We start from the raw sequence: 26,821 nt of genomic DNA on the forward strand, positions 1-26,821 counted from the left end.
CCAAAACAGTCAGGTCTGGTTGACCTGTTGTGTGAGCCGGTGCTCGCGAGTCACGGGCCGTCGCGGCAGCTGCAGTGCGCTGTGCACCACGCTCTCGAACGCGTCGAGGCTCTCCTCCCACGAGAACTGCTGCGCCCGCTGACGCCCCGCCGCTCCCATGGCCTTGCGCAACGGCTTGTCCCGCAACAGGGTGTCCGTGTGCCGGACGAAGTCGTCGAAGTCCTCGGCCAGCAGGCCGGTCTCGTGCTCCACGATCGCCTCGGCCACGCCGCCCGCGGACCGGTACGCGACAGTGGGCACGCCGTGGGCCGCGGCCTCCATGATCACGATGCCCCAGCCCTCCTTCACCGACGGGCACAGGTGCACCCAGGCGCCGGCGAGGATCTCGTGCTTGGTCTGCTCGTCGACCCAGCCGTGGACGACGACGCTGTCCTGGACGCCGCGGTCGATCGCGTGCTGGGTCAGGACTTCCTTCCACGGTCCGTCGCCGACGAGCTCCAGCCGCAGGTTCGGCCACTGAGGACGGAGCTGCGCGACCAGGTCGATCGCGTGCTCCAAACGCTTGTGCGGCACCAGCCTGGAGACCGCGACGAGGACCGGTGCCTCGGTGCGCCGGGCGGTGACGGCAGGTGGCGCGTCGAGTCCGTTCGGGACGACGACCGTGCGGCGCAGTTCGATGCCGAGCTGGCCGAGCTCGTCGCGCGTCACGTTGGACACGGTGATGTAGCGGCACTTGCGGTACAGGCGGGGTGCGAGCCACGACTCGATCCACCAGCCGATGCGGCCGAAGAACGGGCCGAGCGCGCTGTGCCACTGCTCGCGGTGCACGTGGTGCACCAACACGAGGACCGGGCAGCGCGCGACCAGGCGGCTGAAGAACGGCATGCCGTTCTGCACGTCCACGATCACGTCCGCGTCGGAGCGCAGGATCGCGAGCAGGGCGTGCAGGTAGACCGTGAACTTGTTGCCGCGCCTGCGGAAGCGGACGCCGGCGACCCAGTCGCCGAGCGGGGCGCGACCGTGGTCGGCGCACTGGATCGCGACCCGGTAACCGAGCCGCGCCAGCCCTTCGGCGATGCGTTCCACGTATCGTTCGGAACCACCGCCTTCGGGGTGTCTGGTGTCGCGCCAATTCACCAGCAGAATGCTCGGCCGGTTATCGGGACAACGCGACATCTACTCTCCCGGGTGCTAGGTTACCGCCAAGTAGTCATCGTAGACGGAATACAGGGGATGGCAATGGTCGAGATCGGTTCAGTTTCGGCCCGAGAAAGTTCGCACAAGCCAACTTTCAAGCGCTCTGTTCGGCTTTTTCGCGCATTTCTGAAAGAACAGTCCGACCCCGACCACTTCTACTCGATCCTGGCCGACGACTCGGTCGGTCAGGTGTCCTCTTACGTGCCTCTGCGGGGTGCCGTCGTGCTGGACGTCGGCGGCGGGCCCGGCTACTTCGCCGAGGCGTTCCGCGCGGCCGGCGCCCGCTACGTGGGTCTCGACCCGGACGTCGGTGAGCTCTCCGCCCGCGGCGAGCCCGACCCCGGGATGATCCGCGCCAGCGGGACGGCGCTTCCGTTCCGTGACGGTTCGGTGGACGTCTGCTACTCGTCCAACGTCCTCGAGCACGTCGACGACCCGTGGCTGATGCTCGCCGAGATGGTGCGCGTGACCAGGCCTGGAGGCACGATCTTCATGTCGTACACGCCCTGGTGGTCACCCTGGGGCGGCCACGAGACCGCGCCCTGGCACTTCCTCGGCGGTGACTACGCGCGACGACGCTACGAGCACCGCAACGGCAAACCGCCGAAGAACTACTTCGGTACTTCCCTGTTCCCGGTGAGCGTCGGAGCGGTCCAGCGGTGGGCTCACCGCCAGACCGTTGCCGACGTGGTCGAGACGTTCCCCCGGTACCACCCGTGGTGGGCGAAGTGGATCACCCGCGTGCCGGGGGTCCGGGAGGTCGCCTCGTGGAACTTCGTGGTGGTGCTCAGGCGACGTGCCTAGGCGACGTGCCTGGGCCGCCGCGCGAACACGCCGAGCAGAATTCCGGCCAGCAGGAGCAGTGCTCCGAGGGAAGCCAGAACAATCGGCCCGGTGCTGCTGATCAGGGTCAATTTGTCGCGCGCCTCGGTGGCGCGGGCGACCGATTCCTTGACCGTTTTCTCGGTGAAGGTCAAAGTGCCTTCGAGCAGCACCGTGCCTTCTTTGCCGTCAGGCCCGACCAGCACCTGCCGCTGCTGTTCCGAACCCTTGACGATGATTCCGCTCTTCGGCTCCACCCACATGGTTCGGGTGTTCGAGTAGCGGCGTTCCGCCTTGACCGACGCCTCGGTGCTGTTCACCAGCGAACCGGGCACCTCCTGGTCGCGGAACTTGGTCGACGGGATCTTCTGGACGAACTTGTAGACCTGCAGCCCGCCGATCTCGTCCGTGCCCTCGTACCGCGCCGTCGTCGCCTTGCGCAGGGTCGTGTCGAAGTACTCGTAGTCCTTCGCCTCGGTGGCGAACGGGAACTTGTAGTTCAGACCCTCCTGGCGCACCGCCTTGTCAGCGGGGGTGGGGCCCTTCTCCTCGTCCGTCACGTACTGCTGGCTGCACTTGTCGAGCGCCATGTTCGTGTGCCGGTCGAGGCACACCCGGTGCTCCATCGCGGAGACCAGCTGGTTGTTCGAGTCGGTGACGACCAGACCCGAGTCCCACACCATGACGTTGCCGCCCGACTTGCCGTCCGGCAGCACCCGGTTGCTCTCGACCTTGCGAGTGGCCGTGAGCTGAGCGTTCTTGACGACGAGATCCTTGGGGTAGAACACCTTCGCGGCACCTTCCGCAACGGATTCCACCTTCTGGTCGAGCGGCACGACGGCGAGCTCGGGGTACACGTAGAAACGCAGCACTGCTCCGAGCGCCAACGAAAAGATGCCCAGTGCTACTAGTACGAGGCTCGCGACACGTCGCACCCGTCCTCCTTATAGACGTGAGATGGACGTCACAGTGGCGTGCAAACTACCGGACAGTAACCTCTGCGCAACCCCCTGGGTGGGGTGACAGAAGTCATCTTGATCGGTCCGCGTGACGAAAGCAGCTACTCGGGCGCCGCAACGCAGAGCCGTTCGGCGCAACCCCTGCTGTCCAACGGGTAGCAGCTGAAAGAACCAGCTCCTGACTCATCGGCGACGATGCCGGAGGAAGAGACACGTGGCAGAAACCCCTGTGTGCTATCCCGGAGCAGCCGACCAGGCCCGGCTGCTCGCCAGCGGTACGACCACCGCAGCAGAACTCCTTGCGACGACGGAACATCGGCTCGGCTCCCTGCGCGAGGTTTTCACAGATGTCGATTTGGCCGCCGCTCGGCGCAGTGCCGAGGAGGCCGATCGGCGGCTGGCCCGCGGCGAGCGCGGCGCCCTGCTCGGCCTGCCGCTCGCGGTCGAGGATTCCTTGCCGCACTCGGCTTCCGGCGTGCTGACCGCCGCCGGTGCCGTCGTGGTGGGACGGACGTCTGCCGCCGAAAGACATCGCAACCCCTCGCCGGCACTGCCCGCCACGCTGCTCGACCCTCGGGTGTCCGGCACCGCGGTCGCCGTCTCGTCGGGTGTGGTGTCCGCCGTGCTGGCGCGCCGCGCGCCCGGTGCGGGCCGGGTTCCGGCCGGTGCCGCGGGCGTCGTCGGTTACGAGGCGTCCGGCGGGGCCGGTGTTCTGGCCAGGAGTGTGACCGACGTGTCGCACGTCCTCACCGGACTCGGCTGGCAGGCCAAGCCCTCTGATCGTCCACTGCGGATCGGTGTGTCGTTGCGTGGTGTCTCGATGACAACGCGCACACGCGCACCCATGCGACGGGCCGTCGAGGACGTCGCCGCCCTGTTGTCGATGCACGCCAACGAGGTCGTCGACCACGACCCGCACCTCGCCAGCGAGTCGCGGCTCCTGCTGGCGCCCCACCTGACCGCGGGCAGGCGTGAGCTCGAACTGCTCGGCAAGGTCGTGCCGACGCCGTTCCGGGGCCTGTGCCGGTCGCTGAGGGCTGCGGAACGCGTGATGCTGGACCAGATGTTCGCGGGCGTCGACGTGCTCGTGACGCCCGGCTACACCGGCCCGGCCGAGACGATGGCGCTGCCCGGCGGCGTGCTGGTGCGCAACGGCGCCACGACGCCGTTCGCACCGCTGTGGAGGGTCAGCGGCTATCCGGCCGTGTCGGTGCGGGCGAGCTGGGACGCCGACGGCAACCCGCTGCCGGTGACCGTCATCGCGGTCCCGGCGGCGGAGGGCGCGCTGCTCGGCGTCGCCCGGATCATCGAGGAGGAAGAGGAAGTTCACCGCAGGCCGTAGTCGACGTTCGTGGAGGACACGACGTTCTTCAGGTCGAGCGAGCTGTCCGGGTCGCTGGCGTTGGTGACCCAGTAGGTCGTGCCGGCACCGAGGCACGCGCCGATCACCAGCGCCACTCCGGCAACGAGGAAACCCCGGCGGTGGAGCAGCAGCAGGACGAGCGCGGCCGCGATCAGCACGGCACCGGACACCCACAGGATCGTCGGCAGCGTGGTGATCATGAACAGCAGCGGCCGGTTCTTCTTGACCTCGTCGACGTTCGCGGTGACCGAGGCCGGCGTGAGTCCGAGCTCGCCGTCGAACGCGTAGGTCCCCTCGCCCTCGCGCTGCGTCACCGTGCGCAGCTCCTGCTTGATGTCCTCGCGCAGCGACAGCACCGCCCCGGTCTCGGGCTCGACCAGCAACGTGCGGGTGACGCCGTAGTACTGCGTGACGTCCACGGAGGACTCCGAGCTGCCGATCATGGAACCGGGCACCTGGAAATTACCCAGCTCCCTCGGTTCGATCGTGTGCACGAACCGGTAGACGTCGAGTCCCTGCAACAGCTGCTCGCCGGCGAAGTGGATCGGGACCGGCTCCTTGAGAACCGTGTCGTACCAACGGTAGTCGCGCTTCTCGGTGCCGAACGGGAACACGAAGTTGAGCCCGGGGTGCAGCGGTTTGGCGCCCTGGCCGATCGTCCGCTTGCCCTGCTCGGTCTCGTAGAACTCGCCGTGGCACGGCGCGACGGCCTCGCCGGTGCGGCGGTCGATGCAGATCCGGCGCACCTCGGCGCTGAGGACGAGGTCGTCCCTGCCCTCCTTGACGATCGTCGACCGCTTCCAGACGGTGACGTCACCGTTCTGCTTGACCTCCGGCGCCGAGAGGTCGCCCTCGACGTGCGTCGTGGCCGTGACGCTGAGGTTGTGGCGTATCTCGGGAAGCCCGTTCGGCGGATAGACGATCGCCGTGACGCCTTCGCCGGAGGAGACCGAGACGTTGTCGATGTTGTGCTGCAACTTGGCGAGGTAGGGGTGGGTGTGCAGCTGCAGCACCAGTCCGGTGGCGACAGCGAACGCACCCAGTCCGAGCAGGGCGGCTAAGACTGCGGTTCGCACGAGTCCTCACAACTATTCGGTTGGCAGGGAGGTAAGTCCCGTGAGGCGCGCTTTCCGGTAACCGTGCGTTCAGTTGTACTCCGGAGTGAACCAGATCACAAGACTAACCCGAATCTCGTTCGGGTTTAAGTGCCGTCGCGGCGGCGTCACGATCGCCGCGCATCCGTACCAATGTGCCCGCGAACCCCTGGTTTCCCGGCCGCGGTCATGCATGATCCGACGCGACTGTCCTGGGCATAGCGATTTCTTGGGGGTATGCATGGGTGTTCGCAGACGGTTGACCGCCGCGCTGTCGGTGGGGGTCGCCGCTTCCGCTGTTCTGTCCGGTCCGGCCGATGCCAGGCCGTCGCCCGCCTGGCGGCTGGCGTCGATCCCGCAGACAACGATGACGAGCGTCCTCAGGGACGTGGCCGCGGCCGACTCCGCTCACGCCTGGGCCGTCGGTGTCGAGGGCTACGACCCGGAGCAGCAGTACACGACCGGTGATCCGCTGATCCTGAAGTGGGACGGGATCGGTTGGTCGCGCAGCTCGGTTCCCGCCGTGCAGGGCAAGGTGTCCCTCCGTCACGTGGCGGCGTCGTCCGTGAACAACGTCTGGGTGACGGGCTCGCTGACGGCGCACGACCCCGGCGACAACACGCACTTCGTGTACCGCTACGACGGTTCGGCGTGGAGCCAGGTGCCCTACCCGGCCGGTGCGACGCCGAGCACGCTGAGCATCCGGGATCTGTCCGTTGTGGACGGACGGGCCTGGCTCGTCGGGTACCGGGACAACAGGCCGGTGTTCCACGAGTGGAACGGTCAGTCCTGGACCGAGCACCAGGCACCGGCCGAGTGCGTGAACGGCGGCGGCATCGTGAACTTCTGCACCGTCAACGCTGTGAAGGCGTTCGCGCCGAACGACGTCTGGGCGGCGGGCAACGGCATGTGGAACGGGTTCGCCGGTCCGCTGCTGTTCCACTGGAACGGCACCGCGTGGCGCGCGATCCAGGTCGCGGGGAGCCAGCAGACGGCCTTCCAGTCGCTCGACGGCAGGTCCTCGAAGGACATCTGGGCGGTGGGTGACTCCGGCGGCATGGGCTCCGGCAACGTGATCGTGCGCGGTGACGGCACCACCTGGCAGCAGATCGGCGGGCTGAACGCGCCACGCGTGCCCGGTGTCGCGATCAGCAGGTCGGGCACTCCGTGGGTGATCGGCAACATGATGCCGCTGGCCGCCTTCAACACCTACGCGTCGGGCGCGTGGGCGACCACGCCGGCGCCGCCGTACGCCTCAGGCACGGCCTACAACGCCATCGCGGCGGTTCCCGGCACCGACAGGGTCTTCGCCGTCGGCTACACCGACGTGCCCGGCACGAGCCCGCTCCGCCTCCGCGCGGTGATCGCCTCCTACTCCATCTGGTGATTGCCTGAGAACGATGAACGGCGCTTTTGTCCACGTCAGGTGGACAAAAGCGCCGTTCATCGAGAGCCGGTGCGGGTCAGGGCTGGCCGTGGATCACGGACAGGGCGTGCTCGCGTGCCGGTGCGCTCAGCGTGGTGTTGAGCTCCTCGAACAACGCTTCCGCGGTGACGCCGTTCCATCCGGGAGGCAGCAGCGCCAGGGGGAGGCCGGGGTCGCTGTAGGGCAGGCGGCGCCACTGGGTCAGCATCGGCACGTAGATCTGGAAGGCCTGCTCCGGGGTCGTCACGCTGATGTCGAGCTCGGGCCGGTGGCGGCGCAGGAAGTCCGTGTACAGGTCGGCCAGCTCGTCGAGGTCCCACCACGCGCGCACCTTCGACCGCAGGTCCCCGAACGCGAAGTGCCGGCCGGTGAAGATGTCCACGTACTCGGCCAGCCCGCGGCGTTCCAGGGTCCGCCGGGTCTCCGCGGCGAGGTTGCCCGGCGCGACCCACACCCCCGGCGCCGCCGTGCCGAAGCCGAGCTGGGTCAGGCTGGTGCGGAGCTCGTGGCGCTTCTCCCGTTCGGACTCGGGCACGGAGAACACGACCACGAGCCACCCGTCGTCGGCGGTCGCACGCCGGCGTTCGAAGATCCGGGCGTCGCCTTCCGCGAGCGTCTCCAGGGTCTGCTCGGACAGGGCGTACCCCGCGGCGCCGTCGCGGCGGTCGCTGCGGACCACGCCGCGGCGCTTCAGCCGGGAGATCGACGACCGCACGGCCTGGCCCTCCACGCCGAGGTCCGCCATGAGCTGCACGACGGACGCCACGGAGAGCCAGTTGTCCTCGCCGCGGGCGTAGAGGCCGAAGATCGTGACGATGAGCGGGCCGAGCCGGTCGCGCCCGGTGGCAGCCGTCGGTTCTGTGGTCAGCGCGACGTTCAGGGCCCTCTCCTCGGTCAGCTGAGTTCCGTCAGGGTGACAGTGTTGCGCAGCTCGCCCAGCCCGCTCACACGAGTCACCACCACGTCGCCGTCGCGGAGGAAGATCTGCGGCTCGCGGGCGCTGCCGATGCCGCTGGGCGTGCCGGTGAGGATCACGTCTCCGGCGCGCAGGGTCATGCCGTGGCTGAGCTCGGCGATGATCCGGGTGAACGAGAACGCCATCTGCGCGCTGGAGGCGTTCTGCAGCAGCACGCCGTTGACCTCGCACTGCACCTGCATGTCCGCGAGGTCCACTTCGTCGGGTGTGGTGATCCACGGTCCGAGCGGCATGGTGGCGTCGATGCTCTTGCCCTTGAGCCACTGCCCGCCGTGCGCGCGTTGGAGATCGCGCTGCGAGACGTCGTTGGCGACGAGGAAGCCGAAGACGTGGTCGAGCGCCTTCTCCTCGGGGATCGAACGGCCGTCGCGCCCGATGACCACGGCGATCTCGGCTTCGTAGTCCCACTTCTGGGAGATGTCCGGGTCGTAGGCGATGTCGTCGGACGGGCCGATGACCGTGTCCGGACCCTTGGTGAAGAACGTCGGGCGCAGCGGCATCTCGGCGGGGCCCTGCCCCTCGCGCTTGCCTGATGACTCGAGGAAGTGGTCGAGGTAGTTCCAGCCGGTGCACAGGACGTCGCGGTTGAAGCGGTGCAACGGCGACTCGAGCCGGGCCTGCGAGAGCGGCAGCACCTCGCCGCGGGCACCCGTCGGTCCGCCCCGCACGACGTCGTCGACGGTCGTGTCCAGCAGCGTGATCGACTGCTCGGCGGCGTCCACGAGACCGGCGCGGCGGACACCGTCGACGGTGAGAGAAGCGAGCTTCACTATGGCGTCTCCATTTCGCTGATCATGAAAACGCTATCGATTCAGCTGGGCGTGACCAGGCGGTCTTCCGGGATGACCGCGACGCCGAGGATCTCGATGAGGGCGTCCGGTTGCCACAGCCCGGTGCAGCCGATGCCCGCCATGGCCGGGTAGACGGGTCCGGCGAGCTCGCGCCACACCTTGCCGATCTCCTTGCCGTGCGCCTGGTAGTCCGGGATGTCCGTGAGGTAGATCGTGATGCTGACCAGGTCTTCCGGCTGGCCTCCAACCTCGCGCAACGTGGTGAGCACGTTGCCGAACGCCTGGCGGAACTGCTCGACGATGCCGCCGGGAACGATCTTCATGTCGGCGTCGGTCGCCGTCTGCCCGCCCAGGTGCAGCGTGGTGCCCACGAGCGTGCCGTGGGAGTAGCCGCTCGGTGCCGGAAGACTCGCCGGATTCACTGCTACAGGCCTCATGCGTATTGACACTATCTGACGGTCGTGAAGAATACGAGATATGGAGCCCGACTTGAGCAAGTACCAGCTCGAAGGCGACAACTCGATGTACCGGCTGCCCAGCGGCCTCGTCGCCCCGGTGGTGACGCGGGGTGGCGCGGAGAACCCGGACACCGCCGACTCCGGTGGCGCGGTGCGGATCTCCGGCGTGAGCATCCAGCACACGCCGGCCCGCAGGCTGTGGTTCGGCAAGGTCAGCAACGAGCCCGGCTACCGCTCGGTCACCCACCACCACGGCGAGGCCGAGACCGGCGGGTACGTCCTGTCGGGACGGGCGCGGATCTACTTCGGCGAGAAGTTCGAGGACTACGTCGACATGGAGGAGGGCGACTGGGTGTTCGTGCCGCCGTTCATGCCGCACATCGAGTGCAACCTCTCGCGCACGAAGCCGCTCACGTGGATGACGACGCGCACTCCGGAGAACATCGTCGTCAACCTCGACGACGTCCTGGACGAGGACCTGCGCGACTGGCTGACCCGATGACGGCCGGGACCTCCGCGATCTTCACGCAGGCCATCGCGTTGGAGAAGGCCGATCCGGAGCACTTCGACCTGGCGTTCACCGCCGTCACCCAGCCCTGTCCTTGGCCCAAGGCCTACGGGGGAGACCTCGTCGCCGCCGCGGCTGCCGCGGCGATGCGTTCGGTGACCGACGGCAAGACGTTGCACTCGATGCACAGCTACTTCCTGCGCCCGGCCGACATCGGCGCGCAGGTGCGGTACGAGGTGGAGCTGTTGCGCGACGGCCGGGGCTACAGCACCCGTCAGGTCCGCGGCTACCAGAACGGCAAGCCTCTCTACGTCTGCCTGGCGAACTTCGCCGCCGGGGAGCCGGGTGGCAGCTTCCAGGCCGCGTTCACCGAAGGGCTGCCCGATCCGGAGACGCTGCCCAGTTCGGCGGAGTACCTCGCCGGACGCAGCGGCGGCACGATGACCGGGGAGTCGAAGGCCTACTGGTCCGCCGGTCGCAGCTTCGACATGCGGCACGTGCCCGGTCCCGTCTACCTCTCGGTCGAGGGCGAGCGGGTGCCGCACCAGGCGGTGTGGCTCAAGCCGTTCGACGCGTTGCGCCCGGTCGAGGGCCTGACCGACGCCCAACGCGACCTGGCCGCACTGGCGTACATGTGCGACTACACGATCCTGGAGCCGATCCTGCGGGTGCTCGACCTGCCGTGGGCGCAGCCGGGACTGGTCACCGCGAGCCTCGACCACGCCATGTGGTTCCACCGCGAGGCACCGGTCGACGACTGGTTGCTCTACGTGCAGGAGGCGGTCGCCGCCGATGCGGGGCGAGGGCTCGGCACCGGCCGGTTCTTCACCCGCGACCAGCGCCACCTCGCCACCGTTGCCCAGGAGGGCATGATCCGCCCCGCTTGACGTCACTGCCTGACCCGCCGCCCGCGGAAGGACTGACCATGGACACCTTCGCTCGTGATCATCTCCCACCGGCGGCGCTGTGGCCGGCGATCGAGTTCACGACGCCGGAGCTGCAGTACCCGGACCGTCTCAACGCCGCCACCGAACTGATCGACGTCCCGGCGGCGCGGTTCGGACCGGACCGCCCGGCGTTGCGCACGCCGTCGGGGGAGGTGTGGTCCTACGGCGACCTGCTCACCCGCGCGAACCAGGTGGCGCACGTCCTGGTCGAGGACCTCGGTCTCGTGCCGGGACAACGGGTTCTGCTGCGGTCGCCCAACAACCCGTGGACGGTGGCCGCCTGGCTCGGAGTGCTGAAGGCCGGTGGTGTCCTGGTGACGACCATGGCCGCACTGCGCACCCGTGAGCTCGCGCCGATCGTGGAGCGGACGCGTCCGACGATCGCGTTGGTGGACAACAGGTTCATCGAGGACGTCGAAGCCCTTCCGTCTTTGACGGTAGTGGGTTACGACGACCTCGCGGCGCGTTGTGCCGGCAAGCCGGGGGAGTTCACCGCCGTGGACACCGCCGCCGACGACGTGGCGTTGCTGGCGCCCACGTCCGGGAGCACCGGGTCGCCGAAGATCACCATGCACTTCCACCGCGACGTCCTGTCGATCGACAACACGTTCGGCCGGCACGTGCTGCGGCTGAACCCGGACGACCTCGTCGCCTGCACGGCGCCGTTCGCGTTCACGTTCGGCCTGGGCATGCTCGTGGTGTTCCCGTTGCGCGCCGGTGCCTGCGCCCTGCTGACCGAGGCCGCCACGCCCGCGCAGGTCGCGGATCTGGTGGCACAGCACGGAGTCACCGTGCTCGCGACCGCACCGACCGCGTACAAGGCGATCCTGCGCGACGGCGCCGACGTCAAGCTCAAGGGTCTGCGGACCGCGGTGTCAGCAGGGGAGCACATCCCGTTGCAGACGTGGGAACGGCTGCGCGACCGGCTCGGCCTGCGGGTGATCGACGGGATCGGTGCCACGGAGTTGTTGCACATCTTCATCTCCGCCGCCGGTGACGACATCCGTCCCGGCTCCACCGGGAAGCCCGTGCCGGGCTACCGCGCCACCGTGCTCGACCCCGACGGTCTCGAACTCGGCCCAGGCGTTCCGGGACGCCTCGGCGTGATCGGCCCGGTCGGCTGCCGCTACCTCGACGACGAACGCCAGAAGGACTACGTGGTCAACGGCTGGAACGTCACCGGCGACGTCTTCCACCGGGACTCCGACGGCTACTTCCACTACCACGCCCGCAGCGACCACATGATCGTCTCTTCCGGCTACAACATCGGCGGCCCCGAGGTGGAGGAGGCCGTCGACACCCACCCCGACGTGGTGGAGTCCGCCGTCGTCGCCAAACCCGACGACGAACGCGGCTCGGTCGTGTGCGCGTTCGTGGTGCTGCGGGAGGGCGTCGAGGGCGACGCCGCGAAGGCCGAGGAGATCCAGGACCACGTGAAGCGGACCATCGCCCCCTACAAGTACCCGCGCGACGTGCGGTTCGTGGAAGCCTTGCCGCGCAACGCGAGCGGCAAGCTGCAGCGGTTCGCGCTCCGCAAGATCGTCGAGGACGAGGTGCCCGCGTGAAGATCGCTGCCAAGAAGATCGCCGTCGTCGGCGGCGGGCCGGGCGGCCTGTACTTCGCCGCGCTGATGAAGCAGCTCGACCCCGCGCACGACATCACCGTCTGGGAACGCAACGCGCCGGACGACACGTTCGGCTTCGGCGTGGTGTTCTCCGACGAGACCCTCGGCGGCATCGAGAACGCCGACCCGGAGTTCGCCGACGCGATGACGCGCCGGTTCGCGCGGTGGACCGACATCGACATCCACTACGGCGGCGAGACCCACACCGTTGGCGGGCAGGGATTTGCCGCGATGAGCCGCAAGGAGCTGCTCGCCCTGTTGCAGCAGCGGTGCCGCGATCTCGGCGTGGTGGTGCACTTCTCGACGCCCGCGCCGGATGTCTCGTTCCTGCGCGGTGCTCACGATCTGGTGGTCGGGGCGGACGGCGTCAACTCGTTGGTGCGACAGTCCTTTGCGGATGTTTTCCGGACCACTTTGGACCGTCGGAACAACAAGTACATGTGGCTGGGCACGGACCTGGTGTTCGAGGCGTTCCAGTTCTTCATCAAGGACACCGAGTGGGGGACCGTGCAGGTCCACGGTTATCCCTACTCCGACACCGGGTCGACGTTCATCGTCGAGATGCACGAGGACGTGTGGCGCCGGGCGGGTTTCGACACGTTCGAGGAGTTCGCGCCGGGTGAGTCCGACGAGCGTGCCGTCGACCGGATCCGTTCGCTGTTCGCCGAGGAGTTGGCCGGCCACGAGGTGTTCGCGAACAACTCGAAGTGGCTGAGCTTCACCACCGTGCGCAACGAGCGTTGGCACGACGGCAACCTCGTCCTCGTCGGCGACGCCGCCCACACCGCGCACTTCTCGATCGGCTCCGGCACCAAGCTCGCCATGGAGGACTCGCTGGCGCTGGCCGCGTGCCTGCACGAACACCCCGACGTGGAAACGGCGCTGACCGCCTACGAAGCCGAGCGCCGCCCGGTCGTGCTGTCGACGCAGCGTGCCGCGCAGGCGTCGCTGGAGTGGTTCGAGAACATCGGCATGTACGCAGGCCAGGAGGCGACCCGGTTCTGCTTCAACCTGCTGACGCGCTCCCGCCGCATCACCTACGACAACCTCCGCACCCGCGACTCGGAGTTCGCCGACCGCGTGGACGCGGCTTTCGCGGCCTCGGAGGGGTGTTCGGCTGTTGCGCCGGCGATGTTCCAGCCGTTCCGGTTGGGGAGTTTGCAGCTGAAGAACCGCGTGATCGTCTCGCCGATGGACATGTACTCCGCCGTCGACGGCGTGCCGGGTGACTTCCACCTGGTGCACCTGGGTTCCAAGGCCATGGGCGGCGCGGGCCTGGTGATGACCGAAATGGTGTGCGTCTCTGCATCGGGCCGGATCACGCCGGGCTGCACCGGCCTGTGGACCGACGAGCAGCGCGACTCGTGGGAGCGAATCGTGTCGTTCGTCCACACGCGGAGCACCGCCCGCATCGGCCTGCAACTGGGCCACTCGGGCCGCAAGGGTTCGACCCGCCTGATGTGGGAGGGCATGGACGAGCCGCTGCCCGACGGCAACTGGCCCGTCGTGGGCCCGTCACCCCTGCCGTACGGTCCGGGCTCCCCGGTCCCGCGCGAGTTGGACCGCGCCGAGATGGACCAGATCACGGCTTCGTTCGCAGCCGCCGCGCGCCGCGGTGCCTCTTGTGGGTTCGACCTGCTCGAACTGCACTGCGCCCACGGCTACCTGCTGTCGTCGTTCCTGTCGCCTCTTGCGAACCAGCGAACCGACGCGTACGGCGGCTGTGTGGAGAACCGGCTGCGGTACCCGCTGGAGGTGTTCGAGGCGGTCCGCGCGGTGTGGCCAGCCGACCGCCCGATGATCGTGCGCATCTCGGCCACCGACTGGGCCCCCGACGGCAACACCGAACACGACGCCGTCGAGATCGCCCGCGCGTTCATCGCGGCCGGTGCCGACGCCATCGACGTGTCGTCGGGGCAGGTCACGGCGGATGAGCGCCCGGCGTACGGGCGGTCGTACCAGACGCCGTTCGCTGACCGGATCCGTCACGAGGTCGCGGCGGGTACCGGTGCTGCGGTGATCGCTGTCGGGGCGATCGCGTCTTACGACGACGTGAACTCGATTTTGCTGGCTGGGCGTGCGGATCTTTGTGCGATCGGGCGGACGCACCTGTACGACCCGCATTGGACGCTGCACGCGGCTGCTGAGCAGGAGTACCGGGTGGAGTGGCCTGTGCAGTACCGGGCGGGGAGCCGGAAGCCGCCTTCGGCGCGGACGGATGCGGTGCGGCCGCGGTTGTCGTTGTTGCGGGCGGAGGAGGGGGATCGGAACGTGCACCTGCGGTGGGTGCCGCGGCGTGAGGCGGTGGTGGTTCCTCGATGAAGGGAAACTTCATCGACCTCAGGTGGAGGAAGGTTCCCTTCATCCATCTCGCCGACAACTCATATCGGATATACCGGGCACCGGCCTGACCGAGATCAACGGAGGGCTGAGCCGGGCCGCGCGGTTAGGCCGATCGGGTGTTGTGCCGCAGATCCGAACGGGCGGCGCGTAACACCCGGATACCACCACCGACTCCCTTACACCGGGACCCGCTTCCCGTGGACGGAGGTGTCGGCCGATGGCGTCCCACCTGCTCGTGCGCCCCGACGACCACCTCGTCGTCGGCGTCCGGTGGTCCAATTTCACGAGCGAGACGGAATCCGGCGTGCCGGTGCTGACCGCGTCCGCCGGAGCCAGGCTGGAGGTGTTGTTCCCGCCCCAGCACGTGGGCGAGGAGGCATCGCCGCCCGGTTCCGCCGCCCCCGTGCAGCTGTCCAACGGGGCCGGGGGCACGGTGCCCGGCTGGCGGGGCGTGCTGTCGGCAGGAAGCCAGGTGACCGTCGAGGTCCCCGCAGGTACGCGCATCCCGCTGACCACACAGGGCGTGCTCGCCGCACTGGCGGCCAATCCCGTGGTCGCCGCGGCCGTCGAGCTCCCGTGGCGACTGCTCCTCAGCCCAGCCGGCCCAGTCGCGTGCCGCCACCCAGTCAGCCCGGTGACGTCCGCCGAGGTCAGCGGGATGTGGCGGACCCGGCTGACAGCCGACCAGGTGCGCGCCAGCGACCGGCAGCGCGCGGACACGGCCGACCCGGCGTTCGCATCGGGCAACTCGCTGACGTTGGCGCGCGACGGTCGGTTGCGGGTGTTCGACGAGAGCAACCAGAAGCCCGCGGCGGTGAAGCGGCTCGAGCTCAGCACCGTTGGGGGCACGCTCGACGTGGTTGGGACGTGGCCCAACTTCGAGTGGGAGCACCACGCCGTGCTCGGCCGGGACATGCACGTGCGCACGTTGGCGCGGGGCGTGCTCTACCCGTTGGGGCACCGGGCGCAGTTCGTGCAGGTGTTCACCAGGACGTTCGACGCGGCGGCGGGTGGGGCGGCTGTCGTGCGGGCGACGCGGGTGTTGACCGTGGTCGAACCGGTGAGGCGCGCGCCGAGTGACGGTGTGGTGCGGCGCGGGTTTCCGTTGGGGGACGTGGAGATCACGACGGCCTCTATAACGGATTTGGCGTCACCCAACCACTTCACCACCGCGTTGCCGGGTGCGGGGAACGTGCTCACGCACTTCTGGCCCACCACGCTCACCGGGCAGGTGGTGCAGTTCGGGGTGCGGGCCGGTGGGGTGAGCTTCAGGTTGCCGTTGCTGTTCGTCGAGGACCGGCGGCCCGCGGTCGACACGCTGGCCAGTCCGGAGCTCGCGCGGCGGCTCGCGGCCGACTACGGGACGAGCAGGGCGGCGTTGCCGGGGGCGGTGCTGGATCTGGTCAAGGCGCCGCAGCGGGCCGCGGGTGATGTGCACGAGGTGCACTCGATCACCGTGGGCGGGCTCGGTGAGGTGCGTGACGGGTATCGGCCGGTGCTGACCGAGCTCGAGGTGGCGCTGCCGGCGTTGCGGGTGTTGCGGAATGACAACGCGGTGTCGAAGGTGCGGTTCGCGCCGAAGTACCTGCAGAGCGCGGCCGAGGACGTTCTGCTGGAGATGCTGCCCGCGCAGGGGCGGGACATCGACTTCTCCCGCAACGCGGACAAGTCCGGTGGGCTGGTCGCGTTGAAGTACGCCACCAACGCCATCTCGCGCACGCTCGGGCCCGTCAGCCTGCAGGCGCTGCCGAACCCGGCCACCGGGCTGATCGACCCCGCGAGTCTGTTCCCGTCCGACGCGGCGACGTTGCTGGGGATGTCGCTGAAGTCGTTGCTGCACCAGCTCAAACGGCCGCCGCAGATCACGTCGGTCCCGATTCCCGGGTCGCCGCCGGAGATCCGGTTGCGGTGGACCGACGTGACGCTCAAGTCGGTCGGGCCGTTCGTCGCGCGGCCGTCGGCGCGGCTCGACCTCGACGTCGGCACGAACGAGAGGGTGTGCACGGTCAAGGACTTCGCGTTCGAGCTGCCACCCGGCCCGAAGGCCGTGCTGCGGCTGACGTTCGCCGAGATGAAGTTCACCCAGCGCGGCGGCAGCGCGCCCTCGGTGGACGTGCGCGGGGTGAAGGCCGAGTTCCTGGGGGCGTTGCAGCTGCTGGAGAAGCTCCAGGACGCGGTCGACTTCGGCGCGGCGGGCAAGCTGCTCGACGTGTCGCCGACCGGGATCAGGGTCCGGTACGCGCTACCGCTGGCGCCGATCGCGGCCGGTGTGTTCGTGATGCGCAACATCGCTTTCTCGGCACGCATCGACATCCCGTTCACCGGTGGACCGGTCGTGGTCGCGCTGGGGTTCGCGAGCCGCGCCAACCCGTTCCAGCTCAGCGTCATGATGTTCGGCGGCGGCGGGTACGTCGAGATCGAGCTCGACCGGGACGGGCTGCGGCTGTTCGAGATCGCACTGGAGTTCGGCGCGTTCGTCGCGGTGGACTTCGTCATCGCGTCCGGTGAGGTCCACGCGCTGGGCGGGGTCCGGTTCGCGCTCGAACGCGGGGGAGCGGTGACGCTGACCGGGTACCTGCGCATCGGCGGGTGCGTCGAGGTGCTCGGGCTGATCTCGGTGTCGATCGAGCTGTGCCTGTCGATGACCTACCACGCGCAGCGCAAGGCACTGGTCGGCCGGGCGACGCTGGTGATCGAGATCGACCTGACGCTGTGGTCGGACAGCGTCGAGCTGGACAGCGGTGAGTGGGTGCTGGCGGGCGGGAGCGGCACCCGGATGCACCCGCTGGACGACGTGGCTGCCTTCGACGCGCTGGCGCAGTGGCGGGAGTACCGGGCCGCGTTCGCCGACGAGTCCGGCAACGACAACCAGATCATGCTTGCCGTGCAAGCGGAAACCACGCCACCGCACGAGTTCCGCGTCGTGTTCCACACCGCCGTGGCGCACGCGGCCGGCCGGGTCGTGTGGAGCCCGGACGACCGGTGGGTCGCGGTCGGTGCCGGCCGCCTCGGCAACGACCCGCTCGGGCTCACCGTGCTGGACGCCCAGACCGGTCAGGAGCGCTGGCGGGTCGACGAACTGTGGTGTCTGGAGATCGCGGTGTCGCCCGACGGGAAGCGGATCGCGGTGGGCACCGGCGACGCGCGCCTCTGCGTTCTCGACGCCGAGACCGGACAACTGCGGTGGAGCGTGCCCGGTCAGGGACGCCCGGGGTTCAGCCCTGACTCGAAGCTGCTCGGTGTTCTCAGCGACGCGGTGTTGGTGCTCGACGCCGATTCCGGAGCCCTGCTGCACCGGCAGGGTCGCTGCCTCGCGTCACCGGTCTTCAGCGCCGACTCGGCCCAGCTCTGCACGGGCACGCCTTCGTTGGTGGACAGCCGGTCCGGAGCGGTGGTGTGGCAGATGAACGAGCACGACGGGTTCGCGTCGGCCTGCGCGTTCACCGAGGACGGCGGTGTGCTCGTGGCGAGCGGACGGTTCGCCACGGTCATCGAGTACGAGCCGCGGCTCGTCGACGGGGTGATCACCGAACGGTCTCGCGTCAGCGCTCCCGAGCTGCGGAGGGCGAGCGACCGAGCCGCCGACACCATCCGCTTCAGCCCTGACGGGCGGGCCCTCGCGTCCATCTCGCAGGTCGGGCTCTTCAGGCACGTCGTGAACCTCATCGATGTCGCAAGTGGACAGACGCTGGCCGGGATGAATTTGCCGTCGATTCCGGCCACAACGGCCATGTCGTTCCGGCCCGACGGCGGTGAGTTCGCGGTCAACACCATCGGCCTGCGCTCTGGTGTGACGGTGCTGGACACGCGGACCGGTGCGGTGGTGTGGCAGGACCGGCAGCCGGTCACCGACCTGGCGTTCAGCGGCGACGGGGCGCGGGTCGTCGCGTGCGGGGTGGACTTCGTGCGGGTCTACGAGACCGGCAACGCCGTGCGGGCGCGCCAGGACTGCGGCGGTCCGGTGACGGCCGTGGCCACCGCGGCGGGCGTCGTGGCGGCGGTGTCGACCCGCGAAGAGGCGGTTCTGACGGTCTTCCGCGAGAACGGTCTGCTGCTCGAACGCGTGCACTCCGGGGTGATCACCTCGGTCGCGGTCAGCCCCGACGGCAGAGGAGTCGTGACGGGCAACACCGACGGTCGGTGCCGCCACTTCGACCTCGGCACGGAGAAGCGCTGGGTGGCGAAGCACCGTGGGCCGGTCAACGCCGTGGCGTTCAGCCAGGACGGGTTCGTCGCCACCGCGAGCAACGACCGGTTCGCGCGGCTGTTCGACCAGGAGGCGGCGGACAGCGTGGACGACCACCAGCCCCGGTGGGCGCAGCAGCACCCCGCGGCGGTCACGCACGTCGTGACCGGTCCCGACTTCGTGGCCACCGCCGCGCAGGACCGCCGGATCCGCGTGCTCGACCTGGCCACGGGCGCTGTGCGGCACGAGTTCGAGCACGACGCGCGGATCCGAGCGCTGGCCGCGAGCGCGAACGGGACCATCGCGAGCGCCAGCGACGACGGCAGCGCGAGCGTGATCACCGGCGGGAACCGGCGCCGGATCGAGCACGACGGCCCGGTCGGCCTGGTGGCGGTGAACAGCGACGGATCGCTGGTCGCCACGGCGGGACCGGACGTCCGCGTGTGGCGGACCGACGGCACCCCGCTGCACAGGTTCACCCCCGCCGCACCGGTGACCGCGCTCGGGTTCGACGCGGACGGCGCTCTCGTGGTGGCGACCGAGCACCCGGTGGCACGGGTGCTGGATCCGGTGAGCGGCAGCGAGATCGGCCGGTTGATCCACCCGAGACCGGTGCGGTGCCTGGCGTTCGGGCCAGGTGTCGTGACGGGGTGCGACGACCACGTGGTGCGGATGTTCGAGGTGAGGCCATGAGCGAGCTGTTGTGGGTGGCGGTCCCCAACGGCCTCAGGCCGACCGGCAAAGCCTCGATCCGCGTGCTCGTCGTGCCACGACTCGCGGCCGGCAGCATCAGCGACTTCGGGCTCGACGACTGGCCGTCCACCCTCGTCAACGACGCGGGTTTCCAGCTGCGCACCCGCACCTCGGCCGGAGAAGCCGTTGGCACGCACCGGATCGAGCACGTCGCTCGCGCGCGGTCGAACGTGTGGACCGCGTTCTTCGGCGGCGACGCGGGACTGGTCAACGAGTGGGAGCAGAAGACCGTGCCCCCGCCAACGGTGTCGGGCACGTTCCAGGACGCGCGCAAGGCCGCCGAGACGTTCCGCGCCGTCACGCGCGAGGGCGCGAAGAACGACCCCGGTGGCACGGACGCGTTGATCCGCCGCGAGATCGCGGGCTGGGCCGCGCCGCTCCCCACAGCGCCGCCGACCGCGGTCGAGCCGCCCGTTCCCGCAGCACCGGACTTCCACCGCACCGTCTCGACACTGCGTGAGCACCCGGCCGTCCTGCTGGAGCTGGGGCTGGTGTTCGAGCTGCTGGTCGACGTCGCGGACCTCAAGCTGGGCGCACCGACCGGCGGCCGGGCGCTGTCCGTGCGGTGCGTCGACCCGCCGTTCCTGCGGGCGCTGGTCACCTCGCCGTGGACGCGCTACGAGCTGACCGACACGGTCTTCCGCCCCGCCGCCACGCCGGGCACGGCGTCCGGGATCCGCGCCGGTGTGCTGGACCTGTCGGACTCCCGTTCGCTCACCGACCCGACCGCCCCACCAGAACCCGGCCGGTGGGCGATCTCGACGTTCGACGTCGACGGGGTGGTCGGCGGGCTGCGCCAGGCCGCGCACGACAACGCGAAGAACCCGCCGCAGCACGCCACGATGCCGTCGATCCGCTCGGCCGGGTTCGCGGTGCTGCGGCCCGGACGGCAGGCGGACTTCGCGAACCGGCTGCACCTCGGCGACCTGCACCAGGCCGCGGACTCGATGGCCGACGCCGAGCTGACCGCGGACGACCTCGTGCTCGGCTACCGCGTGGACGTGCGGCGCGAAGGCTCGGCGTGGCGGTCGGTGTGCGAACGCGACGCGAAATACAGCGTCAACGGCATCGATCTCGCCGCCGGACGCGAGGAAGGGCACATGAAGCCGTTCGCGGCCGTGCGCGGCGCCGACGGGGTGCTGCGGGCCGACGAGGTCGTGCTGCGCTGGGACGGCTGGAGCCTCACGCTGCCCCGGCCGAACCTGCGCGCGGACACACCGGGTCCCGCGCGCAACCCCGAGCACCCGCTGCCGTTCGACTTCGGCTGGAACTTCGCGATCCCGCCAGGGCGGCTGCCCGCGCTGCGGTTCGCCGACCGCTACCAGCTGCGCGTGCGCGTCGCCGACATGGCGGGCGGCGGCCTCGGGCTCACCGAGCTGGACGGCAACGCGGCGGCCAGCGCGAGCGTCACCTACCGCAGGCACGACCCCGTGCAGCCGCCCGCGTTGCGCGGTCCCGCCACGTTCGCCGCAGGCGCCGCGCTCGACCGGATGGTGGTCCGCAGCGACCGCGACCGCACCCCGGAACAGCTCCACGCCGACGACCCGGACTACCCGCTCACCGAGACGCGGGAGCTGCACCCGCCGACCGTGTCGTTCACCCTCGTCGAGCAACACCGCATGCTGGACGCGCTGACCGACGAACAGTCCTTCGCGCTGGCCCAACGGGCGATGCACGCCGACGCAACAGGAACCGGACTGCCCGACCCGGTCGCGAACGGCGTCATGGCCCACGTCCCCAAGGCACCCGGCGGACCACCCGAGCCACTCGGCGACGACAGCGACTGGGTGCCGCGCTGGCCCGACCGCAAGCCGAAGGTCGTGAAACTCGCCGCGCACACCGACCCGTCGGTCCCGGTGACACTGCGCTGGCGGGACGCCAACACGCTCGAACTCACCCTCGCCAAGGCGGAGCAGGCCGTTGTCGAACTTTCGTCCACAATAGACGGAGAGCTGGAGAACCACCTGGCGATCCGAGACTTCCTGGCGGCGAACCCGCCGATCTCACCCGACGACACCAAACGCGGCCGCAACCCCGTGGTCACCCCGCCACGCCGGATCCTGGTCGTGCACGCGGTGAAACGCCCGCTCGCCGACCCGCGCTGGACCACGCCACTCGACGTCACCCGTGCCCACCACGACACCACGGCTGTCCTCAACGCGGTCTTCCCGAAGGAAGGCCTCGACACCGACAGCACCGGGCGGCTCGACATCTCCGCGACGTGGACCGAGTTCGAGGACGTCGGCGCACAGGCAGGTCCCGGCGGACGGCAGGTGGTCGTCGAGCACCTGCACAGCGAGACCATCGCCCGCAGCGACGACCCGGTCACGCGCGTGCCGGTGCGGCACGAGTTCGGCGACACCAAGCACCGCTGGATCACCTATACGTTGAACGCGCTGAGCCGTTTCCGGGAGTATTTCAAGGAAAGCGAGCCCCAGAGCGCGTTCGAGGCGAGGGTGACCCAGGGGCGGGTGAACGTCCTGTCGTCCGCACGGCCCACCCCGCCCGCCGTGCTTGGTGTGACGCCCGCGTTCCGGTGGCAGCGCACCCGGCCGAGCCCCAACCGGATCGAGCACACGCGCCTGGGGCAACGACTGCGCGTCGAGGTCGGGCGGCCGTGGTTCGAGACCGGTGAGGGGGAACAGCTCGCGGTGATCGTCGGACCGGGCGGCACGAGGACGGGCCGCGATCCGTTGTTCGGCACGCCTTCCGTCGCGACGGTCACGCCGGCGGACTGGTTCCGCACGCCCGGCGTGATCACACAGCTGACGTTGCCCGAGACCGGCCAGCCGGTGACCGTGGTGCCGTATCCCGTCTCGCCGAACGGAGACCGCTGGCACGCCGACGTCGAGCTGTCCCTGCCCTCTACCGGTCAGTCCTACCACCCGTTCGTCAGCCTCGTCGTCGCCCGCTACCAGCCGGACAGCATCACCGGGCTGCAACTGTCCACTGTGGTCAGTGCTGACACCGTTCCGGTGATGCCCGACCGGCGCGTTGTCGTCGAGCGCAACGGCAACCAGGTGCGCGTCACGGTCAGCGGGGTCTCGCCGACACCGCTCAACCGGCTCGAGGTCGTGCTGGAGAGCTGTCCCGCCGGGATCGACGCGGAGAAGCTGGACCTGGTCTCCGACGACCCGGCCGTGTCCGCGTGGCGCAGGGTGAACACCGTCGTCCGCGCCGCTGACGGCACCATCCCGCCGCTCACGTTGCCGCAGTCCGGCCGGGTGCGGTTGCGGCTGTGCGAGTCCGAGAACCTCCCCGGTGTCGCGAACACCGACGTCCCGAAGGACCTGACCCAGCGCACCGTGTTCGTGGACACGGTCCTGATCCCCGCGGAGTGGCAGTCATGAGCGCCGGACGACAGGTCAACGCGACGGCCCTGACCCAGCCGGGATCCAGGGTGTCGTGGGCGCCGGACTCCTCGCAGGTGGCGATCGGCGCCGCGCAGCCAGGCGCGTGGATCGGTGACTTCAACACCGTCGGCGTGCTCAGCACGCTGTCCGCGGAACCGGGCCCGCCGGGCTGGTCGGTGACGAACTGCGGCCCGGTCCACGACGTCGCCTTCAGCCCGGACGGCCAGTCGATCGCGGTCGCGGGCGCGATGACCGGTGTGGTGAACGCGCAGAACGGCACGCTGCGGTTCGGGTTCCAGGGCATCTGGGCGGAGAGCACGGCCTTCAGCGCGAACGGGCGGCGCGCGGCGTGGTGGGGCACCGACGTGTTCCACGGGATGCGGCAGATCCTCTGGGCCGCCGACGTCGCCACCGGGCAGCAGCTCGGTCCGTGGGAGTGGCAGAGCGGCCGCGCCCAGGTGGTGTTCAGCCCCGACTCGCGCTGGATCGCCGCGCCAGGAGGCGCCGGCATCGCGTTGGTCGACCTTGACAACCCCCAGGGCATGGGCGTCGTGGCGATCGACCGCGGCACCCTGAACGTGGCCTTCAGCCCGGACGGGAAGTGGCTCGCGGCGGGGTGCTGGGACGGGACGATCCGGCTCTACGCGTTCCCCGACATCGTGCCGGGGCCCGAGGTGCGGCCCCATCCCGAACTCCAGGTGGGCGGGGTGGTGTTCACCCCGGACTCGCGGTGGGTGGCGGGCGTGGTCGAGCCGGGCGTCGGCCTGTACCGGGTGGACGACGGCAAACCGCGGTTCGCAGCGCTGGCCGACGTGCCGGAGGCGAGCAAGGTCGTCTTCAGCCCCGACCTGCGGCGGATGGCGGTGAACCAGACCGTCGGCAACCCGTCGATCGCCGGTTTCGTCGTGCTGGACGCGGCCACGGGAACCCCGCTGTGGCAGGCCACCACGTCCGACCGGGTGCGCGACGTCGAGTTCAGCCCGGACGGCACGCGGATCGCCGCGTGCGGTGCCAACGCCGACCTGACCGGGTTCGTGCGCATCCACGAGACCGGTCTCGAAGTGTCCCGTCAGAAGGTCGGCGCCATCACGGTGATCGAGATGTCACCGGCAGGGACTCCGTTCGTCGCGGTGGCCGACGACAACTCCTCGGTGACCGTGCTCGCCGCCGAGAGCGGTGTGCCCGTGGCGCGCAAACCTGTGCCGGGCGGTGTGTCCGCGCTCGGGTTCGCCGACCACAGCCAGTCGGTCGTGGTCGGCGGAACGAGCGGCGCGCGGCTGTTCTCCGTCGTCGGCGACCGGTCGTGGAAGGTAGAGCAGATCGGCGTGGTCAACGGGCTCGCGGTCGGCGGGACCGCGGGGGAGTGGATCGCTGTCGCGAGTGGACGGACGGCCCGGTTGCTGCGCAGCCTCGACGGCGGCGCCCGGTGGGCGAACCCGGTGACCCATCCGCAGACCGTCACCCGTGTCGCGATCAGTCCCGACGGACGGTGGGTGGCCACCGGATGCGTCGACCGCAGGACGCGGTTGTTCAACGCCGAAACCGGCGCCGAGGTGATGTCGGTCGAGGGCGACGGCAAGGTGTTCGGCCTCGCGTTCGGTTCCGTGCTGGTCACCGCGAACGAGGACGGCGCAGTCACGATCGTCGACCCCGTCGCGCTGGCCGTGCGGACCCGCGTCACCCGCAACTTCGCCTGCTCCCTGGTCGCTGTGAGCCAGGACGGGACGTTGCTCGCGACCGCGTGGGCAGACAACCTCGTGCTGGTCCACGACATCACCGCGCAACCGGTCGAAGTGCGCAGGGTGACCACGACCAGTCCGGTGACGAGCCTGGGTTTCGCGGCGGGTGGCACGGGGCTGTGCGTGGCTTCCGGCGGACCGACGGTCGTGGTGAGCGATGTGCGGACCGGACAGGACCTGGTGGTGCTGCGGCACCCGAAACCGGTGCGGGACTTCGCCTTCAGCGCGGACGGCGCCTTGCTGGCGACCGCGTGCGAGGACGACGTCGTCCGGGTCTTCGCCGCGGGCCCGCCGTGACCGCGGTGGCGGTGGTGCGGACCGAGGTGGCACTGCCGTTCCAGAGCGGCGTCGTCGCCTGGCACCCGTCGGGCCAGTGGCTCGTCGTGGGCGCCGCCCCACCGACCGGCGGGGTCGTGCGCGTCGACGCCTCCACAGGATCGGTGCGGTGGCACGTTTCCGGTGACCGAGGGGTGACCGGTGCGGCGGTCCGGGCGGACGGACGCGTCGCGGTGTCCGAGTCGACGGGCCGGGTGAAGCTGCTGGTCGGCTCGACCGGCGACACGATCTTCGACCTGGCCGGAACCGCGGACGTCCTCTTCAGCCCGGACGGACGCTTCCTGGTGCACGAGACCGGTTCCTCTCGGGTGTTGCTGGTCGACGCGGCGACCGGGCAGGTGGTGCGCGACGTCGGCGACGGCGCATCGAGGGTCGCGTTCAGCTCCGACTCGAAGACCCTCGCGGTCGCTGAGAGCTCGCGCCTGCTCCTGTGGAATCTCACGACCGGTGCCGTCCTCGTGACCACTCCGGTGACCGCGGTGCCGATGGCCATGGCGTTCCGCGACGACAACAGGCTGGTGCTGTGCCGTGCCAGCCAGGCAACGCTCGTCGATCCGGGCACCGGAGGGGTCGTGGCGACCTCGACGCTCGACTTGGCCCCCGTGAGCTTCGACAGCATCCGGCCCCGGCGGATCAGCCCGGACGGGCGAACCACCGCCGCGCTGCTGATGCGCGGAATCGCCGTCTGCCGGGTCGACGACGGCCAGCGGGTGTGCCTGACCGAGTACGGCACCCTGGACTCCAACTTCACCCGCCCGGTCTCGTTCAGCCCGAACGGCAACCGCCTCGCCACGAACCGCGAGTTCTGCGCTGAATCGGAGGAGCAGGGTCTCGCTGTGCTCGACACGCGCACGGGTGCGGTGCTGTGGCAGGACGTCCGCGATCCCGTGCGCGCGTTCGCCCACAGTCCTGACGGCTCCCAGCTGGCCGCGGGCGGAAACGGGTTCCTCAGGCTCTACGACACCCGGCAGCTGGAACTGTCCCGACGGCGGGTGCGCGGCAAGATCTTCCAGGTCGCGGCAGGTGCCGGACGGGCCGCTGCGGCAGACGACGCGTCCACCGCGACCGCTGTCGACGCCACGACCGGCGCGGTGCTGATGGAACGATCGCACACGGGCAAGCTGACCTCGATCGCGATGAGCGACGACGGTCAGCACGTCGTCACGGGCAGCACCGCGCGGCTGGTGCACGTGTTCACCGCCGAGAAGGGCGTGCCGGTCTGGGCGGCGACGCTCGGTGGCGCGGTGAACGACGTCGCCACCAGCGGCCAGCGGGTCGCCGTGGCGTGCGCCGACCGCACCGCCCGTCTGTACGCCCTCGACGCTGGCGCTGATCCAGCGCAACAGAGTCCATTGTGGATTCACCTGCACCCGCAGTCGGTCACAGCCGTCGCGTTGGGCGCGCACCACGTGGCGACGGCCTGCAACGACCACGTCACGAGAATCCTCGACCTGCGCGACGGCACCGAACTGCACCGGATCTCCCACCCCAACGGCAAGGCGTCCGGGATCGCGTTCAGCGGCGACCTGCTGGCCGTCGGCGTCACGGACGGCACGGCGCGGGTCGTCGACGCGGCCACCGGCACGACACTGCGCCAGGTCACGCACCCCAGCGACGTCGTGGCGGTGGCGATCAGCGCGGACGGCACACTCGCGACCGCGGGCGCGGAACAGGCCGTCCGGCTGTGGAACGCCACCGGCGTGCTGCTGCACACGTTTCCTCAGACCAGCCCGGTCACGGCGCTGAGCTTCCACCCCGACCGGTCGCTGGCGATCGCGACCGAGTCCGGCCTGGTGTCGGTCGTCGACCCGGACGGCGCGCCGGCCGGTCGCATCGCCCATCCGGCTGTCGTGCGGCACCTCGCCCACAGCGCCGACGGCACGGTGCTGGCCACCGCGTGCGACGACGAGCACGTCCGAACGTTCAGCACGATCCCGTTGTGAGAG

At 69.9% G+C, this 26,821-nt stretch carries 17 protein-coding genes; 11 read left to right on the top strand and 6 right to left on the bottom strand.

Annotation, left to right across the window (positions count from 1 at the left end):
- Positions 1-9: 9 nt before the first annotated feature.
- Positions 10-1,176, bottom strand: a complete 1,167-nt coding sequence (locus ACFOWZ_RS38770) for a glycosyltransferase family 4 protein (protein ID WP_382378939.1) — start codon at positions 1,174-1,176, stop codon at positions 10-12.
- Between the two features lie 210 nt (positions 1,177-1,386).
- Between ACFOWZ_RS38770 and ACFOWZ_RS38775 the strand changes: the two genes are divergently transcribed.
- The gene (locus tag ACFOWZ_RS38775) at positions 1,387-2,001 is read left to right on the top strand and encodes a class I SAM-dependent methyltransferase (protein ID WP_382378940.1); all 615 of its coding nucleotides are present in this window, start codon (positions 1,387-1,389) and stop codon (positions 1,999-2,001) included.
- On the opposite strand, the gene ACFOWZ_RS38780 is transcribed toward ACFOWZ_RS38775, so the two are convergent.
- Entirely contained in the window at positions 1,998-2,954 is a 957-nt protein-coding gene (locus tag ACFOWZ_RS38780) for a DUF3068 domain-containing protein (RefSeq protein ID WP_382378941.1), read from the bottom strand. The two genes, ACFOWZ_RS38775 and ACFOWZ_RS38780, sit on opposite strands and share 4 nt — an antisense overlap.
- A gap of 238 nt (positions 2,955-3,192) precedes the next feature.
- On the opposite strand from ACFOWZ_RS38780, the gene ACFOWZ_RS38785 reads away from it, so the two are divergent.
- Entirely contained in the window at positions 3,193-4,320 is a 1,128-nt protein-coding gene (locus ACFOWZ_RS38785; protein ID WP_382378942.1) for a hypothetical protein, read from the top strand.
- Here the strand turns inward: ACFOWZ_RS38785 and ACFOWZ_RS38790 are convergent.
- Positions 4,305-5,417, bottom strand: coding sequence for a DUF3068 domain-containing protein (locus tag ACFOWZ_RS38790; protein ID WP_382378943.1), 1,113 nt, complete (start codon positions 5,415-5,417; stop codon positions 4,305-4,307). The two genes, ACFOWZ_RS38785 and ACFOWZ_RS38790, sit on opposite strands and share 16 nt — an antisense overlap.
- Before the next feature lie 259 nt (positions 5,418-5,676).
- Between ACFOWZ_RS38790 and ACFOWZ_RS38795 the strand changes: the two genes are divergently transcribed.
- Complete coding sequence (locus ACFOWZ_RS38795; RefSeq protein WP_382378944.1) at positions 5,677-6,822, top strand: hypothetical protein; 1,146 nt, start codon at positions 5,677-5,679, stop codon at positions 6,820-6,822.
- A 76-nt stretch (positions 6,823-6,898) separates the two neighbouring features.
- Here ACFOWZ_RS38795 and ACFOWZ_RS38800 read toward each other — a convergent pair whose 3' ends face one another.
- The 3 genes from ACFOWZ_RS38800 to ACFOWZ_RS38810 are packed head-to-tail and all read right to left on the bottom strand — an operon-like array spanning position 6,899 to position 9,065.
- Positions 6,899-7,759, bottom strand: a complete 861-nt coding sequence (locus ACFOWZ_RS38800; RefSeq protein WP_382379030.1) for a PaaX family transcriptional regulator — start codon at positions 7,757-7,759, stop codon at positions 6,899-6,901.
- Complete coding sequence (locus tag ACFOWZ_RS38805; protein ID WP_382378945.1) at positions 7,756-8,607, bottom strand: fumarylacetoacetate hydrolase family protein; 852 nt, start codon at positions 8,605-8,607, stop codon at positions 7,756-7,758. The genes ACFOWZ_RS38800 and ACFOWZ_RS38805 overlap by 4 nt, the downstream gene beginning before the upstream one ends.
- 41 nt (positions 8,608-8,648) lie before the next feature.
- Positions 8,649-9,065 carry a RidA family protein gene (locus ACFOWZ_RS38810; RefSeq protein ID WP_382378946.1) on the bottom strand — a complete coding sequence of 139 codons (417 nt, stop codon included), beginning with the start codon at positions 9,063-9,065 and terminating at the stop codon, positions 8,649-8,651.
- Between the two features lie 40 nt (positions 9,066-9,105).
- Between ACFOWZ_RS38810 and ACFOWZ_RS38815 the strand changes: the two genes are divergently transcribed.
- From ACFOWZ_RS38815 to ACFOWZ_RS38850, 8 genes are all read left to right on the top strand, one after another.
- Complete coding sequence (locus tag ACFOWZ_RS38815; protein WP_382378947.1) at positions 9,106-9,588, top strand: cupin domain-containing protein; 483 nt, start codon at positions 9,106-9,108, stop codon at positions 9,586-9,588.
- On the top strand, positions 9,585-10,481 hold the full coding sequence (locus ACFOWZ_RS38820) for an acyl-CoA thioesterase (RefSeq protein WP_382378948.1): 897 nt from the start codon (positions 9,585-9,587) through the stop codon (positions 10,479-10,481). Before ACFOWZ_RS38815 ends, ACFOWZ_RS38820 begins: the two co-directional genes overlap by 4 nt.
- Positions 10,482-10,519: 38 nt before the next feature.
- Positions 10,520-12,106 carry an AMP-binding protein gene (locus ACFOWZ_RS38825; RefSeq protein WP_382378949.1) on the top strand — a complete coding sequence of 529 codons (1,587 nt, stop codon included), beginning with the start codon at positions 10,520-10,522 and terminating at the stop codon, positions 12,104-12,106.
- Complete coding sequence (locus tag ACFOWZ_RS38830; RefSeq protein ID WP_382378950.1) at positions 12,103-14,487, top strand: bifunctional salicylyl-CoA 5-hydroxylase/oxidoreductase; 2,385 nt, start codon at positions 12,103-12,105, stop codon at positions 14,485-14,487. Before ACFOWZ_RS38825 ends, ACFOWZ_RS38830 begins: the two co-directional genes overlap by 4 nt.
- Positions 14,488-14,725: 238 nt before the next feature.
- The gene (locus ACFOWZ_RS38835) at positions 14,726-19,387 is read left to right on the top strand and encodes a WD40 repeat domain-containing protein (RefSeq protein ID WP_382378951.1); all 4,662 of its coding nucleotides are present in this window, start codon (positions 14,726-14,728) and stop codon (positions 19,385-19,387) included.
- Entirely contained in the window at positions 19,384-22,797 is a 3,414-nt protein-coding gene (locus ACFOWZ_RS38840) for a hypothetical protein (protein ID WP_382378952.1), read from the top strand. Before ACFOWZ_RS38835 ends, ACFOWZ_RS38840 begins: the two co-directional genes overlap by 4 nt.
- Positions 22,794-24,836, top strand: a complete 2,043-nt coding sequence (locus ACFOWZ_RS38845; protein ID WP_382378953.1) for a WD40 repeat domain-containing protein — start codon at positions 22,794-22,796, stop codon at positions 24,834-24,836. Before ACFOWZ_RS38840 ends, ACFOWZ_RS38845 begins: the two co-directional genes overlap by 4 nt.
- Positions 24,833-26,818 carry a WD40 repeat domain-containing protein gene (locus ACFOWZ_RS38850; RefSeq protein ID WP_382378954.1) on the top strand — a complete coding sequence of 662 codons (1,986 nt, stop codon included), beginning with the start codon at positions 24,833-24,835 and terminating at the stop codon, positions 26,816-26,818. Before ACFOWZ_RS38845 ends, ACFOWZ_RS38850 begins: the two co-directional genes overlap by 4 nt.
- The last annotated feature ends 3 nt before the right edge of the window (positions 26,819-26,821 follow it).

Source organism: Lentzea rhizosphaerae, from assembly GCF_042649515.1.
In the GTDB taxonomy this organism is placed as follows: Bacteria; Actinomycetota; Actinomycetes; order Mycobacteriales; family Pseudonocardiaceae; genus Lentzea; species Lentzea aerocolonigenes.

What these genes read in the sequence shown, in the direction of transcription:
- ACFOWZ_RS38825 (WP_382378949.1), top strand. Translation starts at nt 10,520, where the DNA reads ATGGACACCTTCGCTCGTGATCATCTCCCACCGGCGGCGCTGTGGCCG.
- ACFOWZ_RS38835 (WP_382378951.1), top strand. Translation starts at nt 14,726, where the DNA reads ATGGCGTCCCACCTGCTCGTGCGCCCCGACGACCACCTCGTCGTCGGC.
- ACFOWZ_RS38815 (WP_382378947.1), top strand. Translation starts at nt 9,106, where the DNA reads ATGGAGCCCGACTTGAGCAAGTACCAGCTCGAAGGCGACAACTCGATG.
- ACFOWZ_RS38795 (WP_382378944.1), top strand. Translation starts at nt 5,677, where the DNA reads ATGGGTGTTCGCAGACGGTTGACCGCCGCGCTGTCGGTGGGGGTCGCC.
- ACFOWZ_RS38810 (WP_382378946.1), bottom strand. Translation starts at nt 9,065, where the DNA reads ATGAGGCCTGTAGCAGTGAATCCGGCGAGTCTTCCGGCACCGAGCGGC.
- ACFOWZ_RS38820 (WP_382378948.1), top strand. Translation starts at nt 9,585, where the DNA reads ATGACGGCCGGGACCTCCGCGATCTTCACGCAGGCCATCGCGTTGGAG.
- ACFOWZ_RS38845 (WP_382378953.1), top strand. Translation starts at nt 22,794, where the DNA reads ATGAGCGCCGGACGACAGGTCAACGCGACGGCCCTGACCCAGCCGGGA.
- ACFOWZ_RS38840 (WP_382378952.1), top strand. Translation starts at nt 19,384, where the DNA reads ATGAGCGAGCTGTTGTGGGTGGCGGTCCCCAACGGCCTCAGGCCGACC.
- ACFOWZ_RS38770 (WP_382378939.1), bottom strand. Translation starts at nt 1,176, where the DNA reads ATGTCGCGTTGTCCCGATAACCGGCCGAGCATTCTGCTGGTGAATTGG.